The sequence below is a fragment of the Paenarthrobacter sp. TA1.8 genome, assembly GCF_048595705.1.
GTDB classification, from domain to species: Bacteria; Actinomycetota; Actinomycetes; order Actinomycetales; family Micrococcaceae; genus Arthrobacter; species Arthrobacter nitroguajacolicus.
In genome coordinates this window covers 26,102-40,467 of the sequence record NZ_CP184289.1, presented here as the reverse complement: position 1 = coordinate 40,467, position 14,366 = coordinate 26,102, and the positions used below count along the sequence as shown (strand labels likewise).

The window sequence follows — 14,366 nt, the reverse complement described above, 5'->3', positions numbered from 1 at the left end:
AGTTCGTCTGTGGGCTGAAGCGATCGCGTGACCCATGGTGGGACGGCGGCTGACCGAGTCGCCATGATCCGAGGGCGAGGGACCGAATCGATGAGCGTCACCAGTGAACGAGCCGACCAGACCGAGACCGAGTCCGAGGCAGAGCGCGCCTACCGGCTCGACCGTAAGCACGTCTTTCACTCCTGGTCGGCACAGGATGCCCTCGACCCGATGGTGATCACGCGAGCGGAGGGGTCGTTTGTGTGGGATGGGGATGGGAAACGGTACGTCGACTTCTCGAGCCAGCTGGTCAATACCAACGTGGGTCATCAGCACCCAAAGGTCGTGGCCGCCATCCAGGCACAGGCCGGCACTTTGTGCACGATCGCCCCTCCGTACGCCAATGACGTGAGAAGCGAGGCCGCGCGGTTGATTGCGGAGGTGACGCCGGGCGACCTGGACAAGGTTTTCTTCACGAACGGTGGCGCCGACGCCAACGAACACGCTGTGCGTATGGCACGTCTGGTCACCGGCCGTCCCAAGGTCATGACGACCTACCGCTCGTATCACGGCGGCACGACGACTGCTGTCAACATGACAGGTGATCCCCGCCGCTGGCCGAATGATGTGGGTTCATGTCGGCGGCCATGAAATTCTGCCCGGAGACGGCCACGAAACTGCCCGCTGGCGGACATGAAACCTGCCCGGTGGCGGTCATGGGATCTGCCCGACACGACGTCGTCTGCCTCACCGGCTCCGACGGTTGAGGCCCCTCCTCAGGTGCGATCGGCGGTGCTGAAGCGCCCGTCGCCCTGAGGAGGGACAACTTGAAGTCTGCCGAGGAGATCATGGAAATCCTGGATGCCTACGACCTGACAGGGTCGTTGCGTGATGCCGGCGAGCTGGCCGGATGCTCGCACCACACGGTCAAGCACTACGTGGACCGCCGTGCTGCCGGGGGTGAGCTGGACAAGGCCGTGACTCGGCCGCAGTTGATCGATGAGTACCTGCCCAAGGTCGAGGAGTGGATCGAGCGGTCCAAGGGCAAGGTCCGTGCCGACAGAGCGCACGAGAAGCTGCTCGCGATGGGCTACAAGGGTTCGGAGCGCACCACCCGTCGTGCGGTCGCATCGGTGAAGAAGTCATACCGGTCAGGACATGTGCGGGTCCACCGGCCCTGGGTCACCGAGCCGGGGATGTGGCTGCAGTACGACTACGGCGACGGACCTGTCGTCGACGGCGTCAAGACGGTTCTGTTCGTGGCGTGGCTGGCGTGGTCGCGGTTCCGGGTCGTGATCGCGCTGCGCGATAAGACCATGCCGTCCGTGTTCGCCGCGCTGGACCAGACCTTCCGCCGGTTGGGTGGGGTGCCGACCTACGTGCTGACCGACAACGAGAAGACCGTCACGACCGAGCACATCGCCGGGATCCCGGTCCGCAACGGACAGCTCGTCACCTTCGCCGAGCACTACTCGGTCGTGGTCCACACCTGTGTGCCGGCGGATCCGGCGTCCAAGGGCGGCACCGAGTCGTCGGTGAAGATCAGCAAGGCCGACCTGGTGCCCAAGGACACCAACCTGCGTGAGGAGTACGCGTCGTTTAGCGAGCTCGAGGAGGCGTGTGAGGCGTTCTGTCAGAAGGTCAACACCCGGGCTCACCGGACCACGAAGCGGCCACCGGTCGAGATGTTGGCCGAAGAGCGGACACGGCTACACCCGGTCCCGACACAGCCGCACACAGTCGCGTTCGGCACCACCCGGGTAGTGCCGGGCAACACGCCGATGGTGATGTTCGAGTCCGGCCAGTACTCGGTGCCACACACCCTGCTCGGCGCCACGGTGTGGGTTCGTGCCCAAGGACTCGGCGACGGCGAGGAGGTCGTCATCGTTCACGTCGGCGAGGACGGACCCGCCGAGGTCGCCCGCCACGCGCGCGCGACGCCGGGCACGCCGAGGATCAACGACGAGCACTTCCCACCGCAGCCGGAAGGTCCGTTGAACCGGCAGCCGCGAGCGAAGAACCCAGCGGAAGCCGAGTTCCTCGACCTGGGCGAGGGCGCCCGCCTGTGGCTGGTCGAGGCCGCTGCGGCGGGCACGCCGCGGATGAGGGTCAAGATGGCCGAAGCCCTCAGCCTGGCCAAGCTGTTCGACCCCGTCGAGGTCGACTGGGCACTCGGCCACGCCGCCGTCCACGGCCGGTTCGCCGAGGCCGATCTGTCCTCGATCCTCGACCACCACGCCCGGCAACCCGCTGTTGGCGAGCACCGTGCCGGCGAAGAACGGTCGCTGACCCAGGGCACCGCCGGATGGGCACGTCTCGGCCAGCACGACAGCCAGCACGACAGCCGCGAGGGGAACGAGGTGACCCGATGACGACCAAGACCACCACACCATCGATGGCGTCCGCGCCGCCGTTGCCGGCCGAGTTGGAGGACCTCTTGCGGCGGCTTCGGCTGCCCCACATCCGTCGCCACGCACCGGAGGTCGTCGCGACCGCGAAGGCCCAACGCTGGGAGCCCGCCGAGGTGCTCAAGGCTCTGTTCGCCGAGGAGGTCGCCGGAAGGGAACGCTCCGCACTGGCCACCCGCAGGGCGGCTGCGGGGTTCCCGACCGGGAAGACGTTCGATGCGTGGCAGCCCGAGGCATCCTCGATCCCGGCACCGACCCAGCAGGCACTCCGCACCCTGGAATGGGTCCACCGTCGGGAAAACCTCGTCGTGTGCGGGCCGTCGGGGACCGGGAAGACGTTCCTACTGGAGGCACTCGGTCACCAAGCCGTCGAGGCCGGGTTGAAGGTCGCCTGGTTCACCCTGGAAGACCTCGGGGTCCTGCTGCGCCGCCATCGTGCCGACGACACGGTGTCCAAGGCCATCGCCCGTGTGCTGCGCGCCGATCTCGTTGTCGTCGACGACATCGGCCTGTTGCCGGTCGCCCAGGATGCCGCCGAGGGGCTCTACCGGCTCGTCGACGCCGCCTACGAGAAGCGGTCGGTCGCGATCAGCTCGAACCTGCACCCGTCCGGGTTCGACGAGCTGATGCCCAAGACGCTGGCGACCGCCACCGTCGACCGGCTACTGCACCACGCCCACGTGTGCCAGACCAGCGGAGACTCCGTGCGACTTACCCAGGCACTCGCCGGCCGAGGGGTGAGTCCCTTGAGCTGAGTGCTCTGGTCGGTGGTGGCCGCAAGCCCACTGGGCAGATCCCATGGCCACCACCGGGCAGTTCTCGTGACCGTCAGCGGGCAGGTCTCACGACCGCCCCTGGGCAGTTCCTACTGTCCCTTGACAGACCCGCCGAGGACCTGCTCTGGGGTTAGGTCGCCGTTGGCGGTCGGGTGCCACAGGTACACGCCTCGGGGATAGCGGGCGGCGAAACTGTTGGTGACCGACAGTTGCCGGCCGGCGCAGCACGGGCAGCCGTTGAAGCCCTTCTTCAGTGACTGGGTGATGCCAGCCGGGCCAGCCCACCATCGGTGGTCGTCGGCGACCGGGCACGACCATGCGCGTCGATGGCTCGATCTGGACCCTATGCGAGCCGGGTTGGTGTCACCATTGGCGGCTGCGTCCCACAGCGCAAGAAGTTCGGGAACCTCGACGACCGCAGTCTCAAACCGCCTGGCCATGCCACTCACAGTGCGCTCACCCTCTCCAGGCGCCAGCAGCAACGGGAGGCCACGGGCGAGGCCAGGTGCCGGCGACGGTGACGGTGACGGTAGCGGTGGGCGCCGACACCGGTTGCCAACCTCTTCTTGCATCTCGACAGCCGCCAGGGCCCGACGGTCATGTTTCGAGCAGATCTGAAGCTCCTATGTCTGGTCAAGCGGTCGCGAGCCATGCTCGGTAGCGGCTGACGACCTCGGGGGTGACGAACTGGCCGCGTTCTGTGCGGCTGATCGTCACCGGGGCAAGTCCGAGTGCGGCGGCGGCCGCGCCGATGGTGATGTTCTTGGCTTGTCGGGCTGGGCGCAGATCGTGGATGCCGAGGTCCTGGTGTGGACGGGTCAGCTGCTTGAACATCTCGCGTGCGATTGCTCGCTTGAGCAGTCGCAGGATCTCGGGGGTCGAGCGGCCTTGGTCTCGCTGCCGTTTGACGAAGGCCTTGGTCGGCGGGTGATTGCGCATGCGCGCCAGCGCAATTGTGTGCAGGGCGTGGTTCGCTCGGCGGTCGCCGCCGCGGGAGAGTCGGTGGCGGGTGGTCTTCCCCGAGGATGCTGGCACCGGGGCGGTACCGCATAGGGCCGCGAAGGAGGCTTCGGTGCGGAGCCGGTCGGGGTTGCCGCCGGAGGTGATCAACATCTGCGCGGCGGTGTAGTTGCCTACGCCGTGCAGGTGCAGCAGGTGGGGCGCGGTCTGCTCGATCAGCGAGGTCAGCTCGGCGTCGAGTTTGGCGATCTCCTTCGTCAGGGCGTGGTGGCGTTGGGCCAGCGACTTCAGTGCGGTCAGAACGAGGCGCTCCTCGAGGTCGGCGTGGTTGCCCGGGCGGCAGCTGCCTAGTGCTTGGACCAGCCGTGCCGATGTCAGGTTTCGGTACTTCTCTCGCAGGCGCACCGGTGAGGTGATCAGTTGCTGACCGATCTGGACCTGCGCGGCGGCCCTGGCCTTGACCGCTGAGCGTCGCGCGTTGTGCAGGGCGCGCAGTGCGGTGATGTCGGCCTTCTTGGCGGCTGCGGTCGCTCGGCCAGCGAGAACCGCGTGTGCTGCTTGGTAGGCGTCGATCGGATCGGACTTCCCCTCTCGTCGACGCACGGCTCGTTCGGGGCGGAGAACTTCGTGAACAGTCAGGTCCGCGGCGAGGGCTGCGCGGGTGATGCCGACGCCGTATGAGCTGGTGCCCTCGATGCCGAGACCGATCACCTGGCCGTGGCTGCTGAGGAACTCCAGCGCATCGCTGTAGCCGGTCGGGGTGGTCGGGAACTCCTGGTCGCCGAGCTGGCGGCCCCAGGGATCGATTGCTGCGACGTGGATGGTGTCGGCATGGGTGTCGATCCCGCCGATGATCGTGCCCGGGGCTATCGCGGTCACTGTCATGATGAAACTGCCTTCCGTGTCGATTCGGTTGGTCGACGCCGGTCGGGCGAGCAGACAGGACACTGATGAGGCTTCGCCAGGCTCTTATGAGGTCATGTCCGCCCGGCCGGCGAGCGGGACCCCGAGGGTCGGACGGTCCAATTGATAGTCAGGCCAGCAGGCCGACAGTCGGTGCCGGAGTCACGACCCTCGGGGCCTGAACATCATCAGTGTCGGCGGCGTCTGGGATCATCGAACTGTGCCTGCCGGAGGTGCGCGCAAGGACGAAGGGGTCACCACATGGCCAGGTCGGCAGATGGGCTGCTCTCCCAAATCGAGGACGGCGCGCTCGATAGTTCGACGCCCCTCGCCGATACTCTGCGCAAGTGTGTCGCCCTCGGCGGGCAAGCCGGCTCTGCCGAACTGAGGGACTGGGCGAGGCGCGAACTGGACGGCTACGGACCCCAGGACGAGCTCCCCGACTACAGGACAGTCGGTGCCATCATCGCCATCGATGGCGCCACGATGACCGCGGTCATCACCGGCCAACAGATCGCCCACAGCGCTTTGCCCGAGTTCGCCCAGCCGCACATCAAGGAGGAGGTCGAGCTCCGATACGGCGTCGCCCAGCTCGAGCACATGGTCAAGAGCGAGAAGGGTGGCAACATCAAACTCCAGCACCCCGGGATGCCAGACGTGGCTCGCGTCATGAATAGCGACGCTCCCTACGGCAACAGCATCAGCAGCGTTTACTGGAGCGTCTCCGCCAACTCGGTACTCGGGGTGCTCGACCGGACACGCACGGCACTAGTGTCGTTGGTGGCCGAAATGCGCGCAGCGGGGGTCCATGGGCAGGATCTGCCATCCCCTCAGGCGGCGGCCCAGGCCGTCAACGTGGTCCTCCACAACGCCAAGCGGAGCGTCATCAACGTCAGCTCCGCCCATGCGACAGGAGCGGGTTCCGCCACCGCTCACGGCGCCGTCGACCAAAGTGGCGCAACCAACAGCTCGCGGGTTCCCAGCTGGGTGCGGGGGCCGTGGGGCTTCGCTGTCGGCGCCGCGACGATCGTCGCCGGAGTAGCCGGGGTGGCGACCTGGCAAGGGTGGAACCCCTTCTGAGATCTCCTTCTGTTCCGAGGAACTGGTCGGTCCTGCGGTCGCGCTATCGGGTCCGGAACCTCCCTGCAGAGATTAGGGGTGACGGTTCGACGGCCTACGTTGACCACTCGGGCTTGGCTTCGCTCGACGAGGCTCTGTGCTACGCCGCCGGACTCGCCAGCGACTGACGGCTGGCTGAGGGGCGCCATGGCTGGTCCCCGGCAACAGGTTCCTCAGAACAGTGCCATCTGCGCCTCGTCGACCGACGCCAGCGCGCGGGCGATCCGCTCGTCATCCCAGCCGTCCGCAACCGCAGCTCGCAGCGCGAGCGACCGACGGTACATCGCCTCTCGGCCGAACATTCGACTGCGGTAGCCGCGCGCACCGCCGCGGCCATGCTGCGCGATCCGGGAAAGGTTCGCTGCTTGTGTGGACCCTTCGAGGTGATCCAGCAGGGTGCCCTCGGCGCGTACGCAGATCGGGTTGTCACACACGACGTGCTCGACCACCGGGGGAAGGTCGATCGACACTCCCTCGGCAAGCGCCCAGGCCACTCGATGAGGCCTCAGCACCCTCTGGCGACCTTCCCGGGAGACCCAAAAGCGCCCGTACCCGTCGTCAGCGATCGCGGCTGTGCCGCCCCCGGCCCACAACCAACAATCGGTCTCCCGAGGGCCCTTCACGACGCGCGACCAGAACCGGTCGACCTCGTCCGCCGTGAGCTGCATGCGGCCAACGTAGACGCCGGCACCGACACTTTGGGTGCGGTCCTTGCCGTGGTGCTCAGCGGCAGGTGGCCGGACTGGGGCCCGGGAGGGTGAAGAGTCCTTCGTCCGGTGCCACCGTCGGCGACGGAGCGGTGGTCGGGGCCAGTAGCGCGCCGGCCTGCAGGGCTGCGGATTGGGTCGGCGCGGCCGGTGCGGCTGGTTGCTGGCCGAGGAGCTCGAGGAGGTCCACGGGTTCGTCATCGACGGTGAGCGGGAGCGCGCGCGAGATCGCCGCCTTCTGGCGGTCCCGCACGTCACGCAGTGCGACGAGGTGCTTGCCGTAGACCTCGTCCCACTCGGCCTGAGCCTCCTGGTGCTCCTCGTCGGAGTCGAAGCGTCTGCGCCAGGGCCAGCCGCCGCGTGCATCGCTGAACTCACTCCAGCTGCGGTTCTCGTCGCGCTCGTCGCGCCGCAGCGTGTCTAGCTCGGTCCGCAGCTCCTGCGGCAGGGTCGCGCCGTACGCTGCGGCCTCGGCCCAGGTCACCTTCAACACGACCTTCGGCCTGATCCGGCGCCAGGCCTCCGTGTCGGTGCCGGCTGCCTTCATCGCCTCGGAGAACCCCGAGTGGTCTTCGAGCCAGACCGCCTTGCGGTTGTAGTTGATCCAGCAGCCTTCCTGCGGTGCTGAACGGCCGCCTTCCAGTGTCCCGCGTTCGCGGAGGCGATCGAGGAGAGCGTCAGCTGCCATTGCGGAGCCCAGTGCACCCAGCAAGTTCTGCTGGTCCCGGTTCAGCATCGCGCTCGGCCCTGTCCTACCTGACGGGCGCGGCCGAGACCGCGAGCCGCTGGCCGTCTTCGTCCTGGTGCCGACGGGCGGTCTCGTTGTGGGCCTGGTCGAGGGCGGCCAGCTGCAGCGTTGTGCTGCGCCCGCTCTCGGGGACGGCGGGGTCCTCGGCGGGGATGCGGGTCGGCTCCGCGTAGTGCTCATCGAGTTGGTCGACGATGCGGGAGCACACTGCGTTGAGCCGAGGGTTGTTCGCGACCTTGTTCTGGGCGTACATGACGCTGGTGTGGTCCTTGCCGAAGTAGGCCGCGATCGCCGGCAGGGTCAGGCCTCCGCGCCGGGCTGCCGTCATGGCCACGGCGCGGGCGTCGGTCACCGCTCGGTGGCGGTCGGCGCTGAGCACCGCGTCGCGGGTGGTGCCGAAGGACTGCGCGGCGGTGGCGATCGCGATAGCGCAGATGCCGTCGGGTCCGACGTCGGCCACCTCGCCAGTCGCGGTCTCGGCGGCGTTGACCTGGGTGGCCAGTGCGATCGCGAGCGACCGCAGCTGCTCAGCGTTCATCTGGTCGAGCGTCCGCTCGACGGCGGACTGATTCGCGTTGGCGACCAGCGCAGCGAATGCCGCCGCCTGCTTGGCGGTGAGTTCGCTATCTGGTGCAGCCGCCTCGGCGGGCTGGTTCTGCTGGTCGTCGACGAGCCGGAGCCGCCGAGTGCTGTTGTCTGGAGTGGCCATCGCGGCTACCACCTTTCGTGAAGGTCGTCGTGGTCGGGCTTGGCGTCGTCGGGTTGGGTGGCGGCCGCGGCCAGTTCACCGGCGCGGTCGACGTCGTCTCGATAGCGCTGCTTGCGGCCGCGGCGCACCGGCGTGGAGGCGTGGCTCTCGTCGCGTTCGCGCCGGGGCCGGGGCTGGTGCTTGCTTGGCTGGCAGCCGTCGCCGAGCCGGTCCCGCAGCCGCTCGAGGAACCCCGGCAGCCCGTAGCGGTGCCAGTCCTCCAACGCCGCCGGGGTGACGGCGAAGCTGGTGTAGTAGCGGCTGCAGGCCAGCACCGCGAGGTCGTGCACCAGGTGCGGGTGCGCGGGCCAGCACTCAGGGATACCGGGGCGGGTCACGTTCCACAGATGCTGCTCGTTCACCCACATCGCGACTAGGTCCAGCCACGCCCACAGCTCGGAGCGCATCAGCCCGGTGCATGTGGCCGGGTCCCACGGCCGCGGCATCTGCGCGAGCTCGCGCAGCTCGTCCTCATCGGCCGGCGGTTCGACGGTGGCTTGCTGCAGCTGCTCCATCGCCGTGCGGATCGTGGGACCGGGCTCGGGAAACGGGCGCACCATCAGCCCGACCAGCGGCATCATCCCGTTGCCGTTCGGTGCGGCGGCCCCACCCGCTGCGCGGGAGGCGACCTGAGAGGGGTGCATCGTCGTCATCGGCTACTCCTCGCCTACTTGGGCATCCCGAGCCGCTGCCGGGTCCTGGCCACCGGCTCGGTCGGCGTCGGGGGATCGACGGTCACCGGGTGAATTGGCTGTGCGACGGTCTCGTGGCCGCGGGCTGCGAGCCGGGCACGCTCCTGCGCGGCCAGCAGCTCCTTGCCGCGCTTGCCGTCGATGCAGCGGTGCAGGTTCGCGATGATCGGGTCGTACATCTCCGCCAGAACCAGGGCCTTGCGCTGCTCGATGCGGCGCAGCTCGGCCGGTTCGAGGATCGGCACCCGCCGCTGGTCAAAGGACCGGTCCATCACACCGAACAACTCGTGGCCGCGCGCCGAGTACCGGGTCTCGGTGTGGCTGGTCGACCCGATCAGGTCGGAGAGCTCTTGGTAGAAGCGGATGTCCTTGCCGCCACCGAAGACCACCAGGTTGTTCGACAACCCGTAGATGGTGCGGGCCTCGTCCTCGCCGTAGCAGACCACGAATTGCCGCCAGGTCTGGGCAGCGAGGATGAAGGAGAGCCCGAGGGCACGTTCGTTGGCCATCCGGGTCGACAGCGTCGGGATCGGCGCGGTCGACGGGAGCTCGTCCAGACAGGCCAGGAACGGTGGGCATAGCCGCCCGTGCGGGGAGGTTTCCCCAAGCCGCTTGGCGGTGTCCAGGATCTGCTCGGTGACTGCCGTCATCAGCGGCGACGCACTCGCGTACGGGTCGTCGCGGCCGAGCAGATAGAGCGTGCCGCCCGCCCGGATCAGGGCCTCGAGGTCGGTCGCCGGTCGCGTCGCGGAGGGGACGCAGCGTTCCCGGATCGAGCGCTGGAAGAACAGCGCCATGGACTGCTGGACGGTGGTGATCGTGTTGCCGGCGGTCCGCTCGTCGCCGTACAGGGCTCCGCGCAGTAGACCGTCCCACAGCGGCTCCGCGGCCGGGTGGGTACGCAGGATCTCTTCGGCCTGCGGGTACTCGCGTGGGCTGGAGACCCACATCAGCACCTCGTCCAACCCGATGCCGGCTATCGCCGCGGCGTGGAAGTAGGCCTGCAGGACCTTGGCGCACTCGCCGGCGTAGAACCGGGCGGCTTGGTCGGAGGATTGAGAGGTGGCGCCCTTGATGGTGCCGTTGGCGAACGCCTTCGCGCGCCGTTCAGCGAGCATCGCGTCCTCACAGCCATTGATCGGGTCCCACACCAGCTCCGGGGTGCCGGGGGCGGCGTTGAACGGGTCGAGGACCGCGACCGGTCGGCCGTCGCGTTGACGGGCCTCCAGGGTGAGGAACAGATCCTCGGGCTTCGTGAGGGTCACCAGCGCGCCACCGGGCGCATCGAGCAGGGCGGGTACCAGCAGGTCTAGAGTCTTGCCGGAACCCTGGGGGCCGATCACGCACGTGGTCCGGTCGAAGGGCACCCACAGTTCGGGTCCGCTGCGCCCGGCCTGGCCGAGCCGCCAGCCCACCTCGTGGGGGTTCACGTGCTTGAGGGCTGTGGTCACGTTGGCTTCCTTTCCGCTGTGCATTTGGGGTCGGCTACTTGCTGCCGACGGGGGTTCGGCGCCCGGAGCGGGCGTAGAGGTCTGGCCGGATCACCGCTGCGCTCTTGCGCAGTCGCGGCACCCCGAGGGCCTCCGCGGCCTGCGTGGGGGTTGCAAGGCCGTGCCGGGAGCCGGTGCCGGTCAGGTCGCGCATCCACATGCCGACAACGACGGCGGCTCCGAGCACCAGGAGCTCGCCGAGGAGCGTCAGCACCCACATCACGGCATCCGACGGCAGCGTGTCGGCGACGCCGCGGTGCAGGCCCGCACCGAAGTGGCCGTGCAGCAGCCCGGCGTAGGCGTCCAGAAGGTGCCCGTTCGGCAGCGCGAAGCCCCCTGAGGTGGCCCACGCGACACCGCCCTGGACGACCAACGGCGTGATCAGGAAGAAGAAGAGCCCGGCCAGGAGGACGGCCACCTTGAACTCGCCCGCCGTCGGGGCGATGTTGGTAAACCGTGCGCGCCGGGAACGCTCCATGCTCATCGCGCCACCGCCCATGCACCGGCCGGTGCCTGCCAGCGGTGACACGGGAAGTCCATCGGCCCCCGCTGATCCGGGATGACCGCGACAGTGCCGATCGGCCAGTCCAAGCGACCCTGCCCGTCCAGTACTGCGGCCTCGGCAGGGTCGGCGTGATCGGGTCGGACCAGGCCCAGGCAGTCGAGTTCGTTGTCGAGCAGCGCGCGACCGGCCAGGCTGTTGCCGCCGTGAGAGGTCAGGATCGTTCGCGCCCTTCCCAGCGGCAGGAAGGAGATGCGGCTGTCGTCGAGCAGGTCCATGTCGTCGACCACGACCAGACAGGCTCCCGGACGGCAGTCGCGGCCGACCGGGTTCTCCAGCTTGTCGGGGTGCTCGGGCTGGCAGCGCAGGTCTGCCCATTCGCTGGGTGCTTGGGCGTACACGTGGGCATGTCGCCGGGTGTTCGCCAGCCACCACCGGGTGAGGTAGCGCGCGGTGGTGGTCTTGCCTCGGCCGACGTCGCCGACCAGCAGCAGCGGCCGGGCGCTCCTGGTGTCGAACCCGGCGGCCTGGCCGTCGACTGTGGTGCCGATACGTACGTCCATGCTTGGAAAGGCAACCCAGAACGGCGCCGATCGGACACACCAGCGCGACCGATTTCGACTTTCCGCTGCGATCGCCTGTATTCCGTCGCGGCTTAAGCGGCCACCGCCGGCATCCCGCCCAGGTCAAACGCCTGCTTGGGCAGGGCCCAGGTGACCGAGCCACCGGGTGTTTGGACGTCGGCGAACCCGACGCAGCCATAGACGCCGTTCGCGCTACAGCCGTAGTCGTTGCCGAAGATCTTGCCGCCGCCCACGTAGATCGCCACATGCCCCACACCGTTGCCGGTGTTGTAGGAGACCACGGCGCCCACGGGCGGGAGCGGGTCGAGGCCTGTCCCGTGGGACTGGGCCAGTCCGGCGTTGATGATGCCTTGGGCGACGTCCTGCCCGTTTCCGTAGCCCCGGCCGACGCCGGGGCCGCCATAGAGCGCGTCGACGACCTTGGGGCACTGGTTGTCGTAGGTGCAGGGAGCACCGCTGGTCCACGACAGCCCGCAAAGGCCGTTGGAGGTGTTCATCATGGCGTCGAGGCGGGCCTTGAGTGCGGCCGAGAGCTCACCGGCGACCTGGATAGGCGAGGCGGTGCAGCCGGTGTTGCCGACGTTCGTGGTACCTCCGCCGGTTGCGGCGACCGCTTGGCGGGCGACGTCGAGGAACTGGTGATAGTCGGTCTTCTCGAAGGGGATCCAGTCGGCGAACTTGGCCTCACCCGACCCGGGTCGAGCGGAGTAGAGCGCGAAGGCGTAGCGGGCGTTGAGGAGCGGGTCGAAGATGTCGGCCTGCGTGTTCCATCCGGGCACCTTGCCCTTGTGCTGCGCGGAGATCTGCCACAACCCGAAGTGGCTCCCGTTGGTGGCCATCGGATCCCAGGTCGACTCCACACGGGCGATGGCCACCGCGGTGACCAGGTCCTCCCCGCGGAAGCCGGCCTGGTAGGCGGCCGAGGCCGTAACCTTGGCGGCCTCGAGGTTGCCGGTCGCAGCGACCGGCTGGAGCAGTGTGCCCAGGTTCCCGGAGGTCGGGCACGGCGGGCAGCCGGCCGGCCGGGTGCCGATGGTCGCGTTCGTGCCGGGACCGGCACCATTCATGGCCATGCGTGTGAACAACGCGGGGTGATCGGAGTGGACGGCGGCCTGGCTGATCTCCCAGGTCTCGGTGACTTCCACGGGGGCGGCGTAGAAGTTGTAGATGACGCCCGAGTCCTTGGTGTACCGGTAGCCGGCCGCCGCCATTCGTGGCGCGGCCGCGTTCGGTCCGTCGTTGGGGTGGGAGTTCATGTCGCCACCCACCAGCACCGGCCCGTACGGGGCCAGGACGCCGACCAGGTCGATCAGGTAGTCCATGCCGAGGCCGTACTGTTCGGCGCGGCTCATCGACGGGTTCCCCCACTGGCGGGGGAACCGATAAACGTTGGTCATGTGGTGGACCGCGATGACCGAGACGACCGCACCGTCGGACCGCTGGAAGATGCCCCAGGCGGCGAACCGGTCCCACAGCTTATTCGTGCCCTTGAACACGGTGTGGTCGTCGTCGACGATCTTGACGCGGCCACCGTCGAGCATCGTCCAGGTGTCCGAGCGCCACATGATCGCGCTCCCCATGGCCTGCCCAGCATCATTTGCGTCCGCCGGCTGCGCCTCGCGGTAGGCGTCGTAGCCGGGCGCGGCGGAACGCATCTGTGACAGCGGCACGTCCTCGACCTCGTTGAGCGTGATGAAGTCCGGCGACGGGCCGGCGAGGGCGCGGACACCGGGGTTGAAGCCGCCGCGGGTCTTGATGTTGGCGTTCGCGACCAGAACCTGACCGCGGACCGGCCCACCGGGCGTGGCCGTGATGCTGGCGGGCATCACACCCAGACCAGCGCTAGCTCCTGGTCGACCGGACTCCGAGCCGGCCAGCTGGGCGGTGGTGTGGACGAACGGGTGGTCGGTGTAGTTGTGCGCCTTGTCGTTGGTGCTCCGGTCGACCACGGTGCCGGAGAAGGTGACGGCAGGGCTGCCCATGATCCAGTCGATCTGCTGGTCGCTGGGGTTGGCGGCCGACCAGCCCGGACCGGCCACCGACAGGAACAGGCGCTTGAACCGGGCCTTGTCGTTCATGTCGCCGACGAGGAACAGGGCCGTGTTGGGATCGCTGGCCTGCAGCTGCCGCAGTGCCGTCGCTTCGGCGCGGACCGCGGCGTCGCGCATGGCGTCGGTTCCGCCGACCGCGTTGGCGGGGTTGTGGGCGTTGAGCACCCATACCGATCCCAGGCTGCCGGTTGATGTGAACCGCACCAGCGGGACCTGGATCATCGGGCCGCCGTACCTGATCGAGACGTAGCGGACCTCGTCGACTTTCCACGCCGAGGGCTGATAAGCGATCGCGTCCGCGGTGGATGAGTGCCCTCGGCGCTTGCCGGCCACGATTTCCCACGCCCCGTCAGTGGCATCGAGGAAGGCCTCAGCCTGTGGCGGCTCGAACTCCTGGAACCCGATGATCGAGGCCCCTGAGGCGCCGATCTTGGTCACCATGTTCGGCACACGCTCGCTGTAGGGCCGCTCGCCGGGGTGGGGGTTCTTCTTGTAGTGCGAAGCGCCGCGCCAGTTCAACGTGCCGATCCCGAAAGACCCGCCCGCGGTTGAGGTGGTCGTGGTGGCGCATGCCGCGCGGACCGCCTCGATGTTCGCACTCCCCATGCCCAGCATGAGCAGCATCAGCGGAGCGATGAGCACCAGCGGCAGGCCGAGGAGGATGCCCTTCTTCACGACTACGGCCTCCTCACACAGACG

At 68.5% G+C, this 14,366-nt stretch carries 13 protein-coding genes and 1 pseudogene; 4 read left to right on the top strand and 10 right to left on the bottom strand.

The features are described from left to right. Positions 1-90: 90 nt before the first annotated feature. From ACNAOT_RS23600 to istB, 3 genes and pseudogenes are all read left to right on the top strand, one after another. Positions 91-615 (top strand): annotated as a pseudogene (locus tag ACNAOT_RS23600) (aminotransferase class III-fold pyridoxal phosphate-dependent enzyme); the annotation flags it as partial. A 191-nt stretch (positions 616-806) separates the two neighbouring features. Next, on the top strand, positions 807-2,351 hold the full coding sequence (istA, locus tag ACNAOT_RS23595) for an IS21 family transposase (protein ID WP_420181269.1): 1,545 nt from the start codon (positions 807-809) through the stop codon (positions 2,349-2,351). Further along, a complete protein-coding gene (gene istB, locus ACNAOT_RS23590; protein WP_183591811.1) occupies positions 2,348-3,142 on the top strand; it encodes an IS21-like element helper ATPase IstB in 795 nt (264 codons plus the stop codon). The genes istA and istB overlap by 4 nt, the downstream gene beginning before the upstream one ends. Positions 3,143-3,252: 110 nt before the next feature. Here the strand turns inward: istB and ACNAOT_RS23585 are convergent, their stop codons facing one another. Beyond that, on the bottom strand, positions 3,253-3,603 hold the full coding sequence (locus tag ACNAOT_RS23585) for a zinc-ribbon domain-containing protein (RefSeq protein WP_420181268.1): 351 nt from the start codon (positions 3,601-3,603) through the stop codon (positions 3,253-3,255). Between the two features lie 193 nt (positions 3,604-3,796). Continuing rightward, a complete protein-coding gene (locus tag ACNAOT_RS23580) occupies positions 3,797-5,008 on the bottom strand; it encodes an IS110 family transposase (protein ID WP_420181267.1) in 1,212 nt (403 codons plus the stop codon). Positions 5,009-5,287: 279 nt separating this feature from the next. Here ACNAOT_RS23580 and ACNAOT_RS23575 point away from each other — a divergent pair, with 279 nt between their 5' ends. Next, positions 5,288-6,106 (top strand): hypothetical protein, encoded by an 819-nt coding sequence (locus ACNAOT_RS23575; protein ID WP_420181266.1) that lies wholly within the window; start codon positions 5,288-5,290, stop codon positions 6,104-6,106. Positions 6,107-6,318: 212 nt separating this feature from the next. Here ACNAOT_RS23575 and ACNAOT_RS23570 read toward each other — a convergent pair whose 3' ends face one another. The 8 genes from ACNAOT_RS23570 to ACNAOT_RS23535 form a co-directional block, all read right to left on the bottom strand. Beyond that, positions 6,319-6,813 carry a hypothetical protein gene (locus ACNAOT_RS23570; RefSeq protein ID WP_420181265.1) on the bottom strand — a complete coding sequence of 165 codons (495 nt, stop codon included), beginning with the start codon at positions 6,811-6,813 and terminating at the stop codon, positions 6,319-6,321. A 55-nt stretch (positions 6,814-6,868) separates the two neighbouring features. After that, the gene (locus tag ACNAOT_RS23565; RefSeq protein WP_420181264.1) at positions 6,869-7,540 is read right to left on the bottom strand and encodes a hypothetical protein; all 672 of its coding nucleotides are present in this window, start codon (positions 7,538-7,540) and stop codon (positions 6,869-6,871) included. A gap of 64 nt (positions 7,541-7,604) precedes the next feature. Further along, positions 7,605-8,309, bottom strand: a complete 705-nt coding sequence (locus ACNAOT_RS23560) for a helix-turn-helix domain-containing protein (protein WP_420181263.1) — start codon at positions 8,307-8,309, stop codon at positions 7,605-7,607. A gap of 5 nt (positions 8,310-8,314) precedes the next feature. Further along, a complete protein-coding gene (locus ACNAOT_RS23555; RefSeq protein ID WP_420181262.1) occupies positions 8,315-9,001 on the bottom strand; it encodes a hypothetical protein in 687 nt (228 codons plus the stop codon). 14 nt (positions 9,002-9,015) lie between these two features. Beyond that, positions 9,016-10,515 carry a type IV secretory system conjugative DNA transfer family protein gene (locus ACNAOT_RS23550; RefSeq protein ID WP_420181261.1) on the bottom strand — a complete coding sequence of 500 codons (1,500 nt, stop codon included), beginning with the start codon at positions 10,513-10,515 and terminating at the stop codon, positions 9,016-9,018. A 10-nt stretch (positions 10,516-10,525) separates the two neighbouring features. Next, a complete protein-coding gene (locus ACNAOT_RS23545) occupies positions 10,526-11,014 on the bottom strand; it encodes a hypothetical protein (protein ID WP_420181260.1) in 489 nt (162 codons plus the stop codon). Then, positions 11,011-11,595: an ATP-binding protein gene (locus ACNAOT_RS23540; RefSeq protein WP_420181259.1), complete on the bottom strand. Its 585-nt coding sequence runs from the start codon at positions 11,593-11,595 to the stop codon at positions 11,011-11,013. Before ACNAOT_RS23540 ends, ACNAOT_RS23545 begins: the two co-directional genes overlap by 4 nt. 92 nt (positions 11,596-11,687) lie before the next feature. Beyond that, positions 11,688-14,342 (bottom strand): endonuclease/exonuclease/phosphatase family protein, encoded by a 2,655-nt coding sequence (locus tag ACNAOT_RS23535; protein ID WP_420181301.1) that lies wholly within the window; start codon positions 14,340-14,342, stop codon positions 11,688-11,690. Positions 14,343-14,366: the final 24 nt, after the last annotated feature.